At 47.0% G+C, this 3027-nt stretch carries 2 protein-coding genes and 1 pseudogene; 1 reads left to right on the forward strand and 2 read right to left on the reverse strand.

Annotated features, from left to right (window positions below; translation table 11 throughout):
* Positions 1–258: pseudogene (locus VIP81_RS06110) on the forward strand (MFS transporter); the annotation flags it as partial.
* A gap of 47 nt (positions 259–305) precedes the next feature.
* On the opposite strand, the gene VIP81_RS06115 reads toward VIP81_RS06110, so the two are convergent.
* Positions 306–2741 carry a TonB-dependent receptor gene (locus VIP81_RS06115; RefSeq protein WP_331957588.1) on the reverse strand — a complete coding sequence of 812 codons (2436 nt, stop codon included), beginning with the start codon at positions 2739–2741 and terminating at the stop codon, positions 306–308.
* Between the two features lie 90 nt (positions 2742–2831).
* The coding region (locus VIP81_RS06120) for a family 43 glycosylhydrolase (RefSeq protein ID WP_331957589.1) at positions 2832–3027 on the reverse strand (196 nt) is incomplete at its 5' end.

Below are 3027 nucleotides of genomic sequence, written 5' to 3' on the forward strand. Positions count from 1 at the left end.
ATCAATACCTACATTCAAACGCATGCTATTCCCGCGATGCGGGCCAGGGCGATCAGTTATTACATCATGGCATTTCAGGGTATTATACCGGTAGGAAGTTTGCTCACCGGATTACTGGCGCATTTTATTGGTCCCCGGTTAACCGTATTTGTAGCGGGTTTGGCGGGCGCCATTGCTACGGTGATCTTTGTTAATTACCGCAAAAAAATACGCACCATCCAGTACGAAATACCGGATGGTGCGAAAGTAGCTGCGTAAGCGAGTGTTTATCTTACCCAGGATTATGCTGATTTTCTTTGCAGGATTTAAAATTTGAACGACACACTTCCTGTTACACTCCTCAATTTCTGCGGATTCACCGTCGTATAGCCGATCCAGTAATGTTTATTGGTGATGTTATCCATTTTAAATGCTACGCGGAAACGCGGCTGATCATAAAAGATGCTGGCGTTTAATACCGTGTAGGTGGGTAGGATGAAAGTCCCGACGGTTCTATCATTCAGCACTTTATTATCGCTGGCATAGTTACCACCAAAACCAAATCCAAGGCCATCTGCCACACCGGCAGAAATGCGATAGCTGAGCCAGAGGTTCGCCACAGTGGGCGCGCCGGCTGTAGCGGGCCGCATGCCTTCCACGTCTTTAGAAGCGGCTTCATATTTGGAATCGTTGTAAGCAAAACCGGCCACAATATTGAATCCCTGGAAGGGATTAGCAATCACTTCTGCCTCAAATCCTTTGCTCACCTGCGTTCCATCCTGTATCGAGAAATTAGGATTGGCCGCATCCGGGCGAAGTACATCTTTTACTTTGATATGGTAGTAACTCAGTGTACCATTAATCCGGCCGTTGAGCAGCTGCAGCTTCACACCACCTTCCAGCTGATTGGCCTGTTCCGGCTTAAACGCCTTACCGGTAGCACTGGTGCCTGTTTGATTCGTAAATCCATTCTGGTAATTAGCAAACAGGGATACCCTGTCTCTCAATGGTTCGTATACGATACCCAGCTTAGGAGATAAAGTAGCCTGATTATATCCGCCTTCGTATTTTCCACTCACATCATTGTAATTACCTTTATTATCAAAATAATCTACACGCAGGGCGGCCATTACCATCAGGTTATCTGTCAGGTTCAGCAAATCAGATACATAGGCGCTGTAGGTGCTGGAAAGGGAATGCGCAGGAAAGGTAAAATCCAGTCCATGCTTCCCGTACAGCGTATCGAGGTTACGGCGGTTAAAGTTTGCATAAGTAGGAATATCCCCGTGAGCAGCAATCGTATCGTAAGTACCGCCGCCGAAGAACTGATTGGAATTATGATAGAAGTAGTCCAGGCCGCCTACGAAGCGGTTTCTCAGGTTACCGATTTTAAAGTCTCCGTTGAAATTCTGTTGTAGCTCTACGATATTATCTTTACTGTTATCGGTAAACTGATCGTTGCGGGAAATATAGTTACTGCCTACAGCGCCAGCCACGCCGGTGGCGGCTGCATCAGATAACAGGTAAAAATAGGGCGAAGGACCATTTGAGAAGCTGTTGGTGGCACTGACATTGGTGCTCATATTCCACTGCTCAGATATCTTGTACTTCATCTGCCCGAAAATATTGGTATTACGGGAAGTCTGGTACAGGTCATTTTTGGCGTAGGCGCGTTTATAGTCTATTTTCAGCTGATCGGCGCGATCCGTTCCCAGCGCGGATACCGGCTGCAGATATGGGAAGAAAAATACATTAAGACCCGTATTTTGCCCGGTAGAAAACTCTGCATCAAACAGGAAAGACAGGCGATCATTCACGCGATAAGATAAGCTGGGGGCGAAAGCAAAGTTTTTATTGAAGCCATAGTCTTGCCAGCTGCCTTCATTGTTGTAGGCGGTATTGATTCTCAGTATTACATCTTTTTCTTTGTCCAGCGGGGTATTCACGTCGGCGCTGATGCGGTTAAAGCCATAGCTGCCCATGGAATAGGTCACGTCGCCACCGAGATGATCGTAGGGCTTTTTGGTCACGCGGTTAATTAATCCTCCATAAGAGGTCAAGCTGTTACCAAATAAAGTAGCGGAAGGGCCTTTGATCACCTCCACCTGTTCGAGGTTATAAGCATCAATTTTAGCGGTTACATTTCCTGCCAGGCCATTGCGCAGTTTACTTTGTACAATGAAACCACGGAGGTTGTAATAACCGCCACCATCGCCGCCTCTGCCAGTAGCGTCCCACATGCGCGTAAGGCCGGGGGCATTTTTCAGTGCATCATCTACCGAAAATATTACCTGCTGTTGCAGCAGATCTTTGGTGATGGTGCTGTATACCTGCGGATTCTCGAGGTTTTTCAGTGGCATCTTTGCCACATCGTAGCTGGATGTTTTGATTAGTTTATTATGGTTGCCGGTGATCACTACTTCCTTGAGGGCTTTGCTGGAAACGGCCAGCTGCAGGCGGATATTAGTGGCTTTGCCGGCATTCACCACCACTTGTTCCTCTACCGGCGCATACCCCATCAGGGTTACCAGCAGGTGATAGCTACCTGGTTTAACGTGGTCAAATGTAAAAGAACCATCTGTTTCGGATATAACGGATTCGTTGGTTTCTTTGAGAAGGATAATTACGTCTGTAGCGGCTTTACCATCTACTGTCAACACTTTGCCTTTGATGGAACCCGCATTTTCATCTTCCGCTTTTACCAGCAGGGATGAAAACAGGAGTGCCAGTATTAGAAACACAAAGCCGGTTTGCTTGCTCATATTTTGCGCTTTAGTGGTGCAAAATTGGTGCAGGCAAGACCGGCAATGTAATCGAATCCGGAAATTCATTTACGAGATACGGAAAACTATCTAGCGGATCACCGCTTTGGTAACGCCTTCGCGGGTAATTTTTACTGGTTTGATGAAGCCATCTTTATCAAAATACATTCTTTCGATACAGGTTTCCCGGGAATTAGCGGCCTTTTCGCTGTTTGGGCGGCGGTGGTACACAATGTACCAACGATTCTCTTTGGCGATATTGATCACAGAGTGGTGGCCGGCGCCG

This window comes from Chitinophaga sp. (genome assembly GCF_036566945.1).
Classification (GTDB): Bacteria; Bacteroidota; Bacteroidia; order Chitinophagales; family Chitinophagaceae; genus Chitinophaga.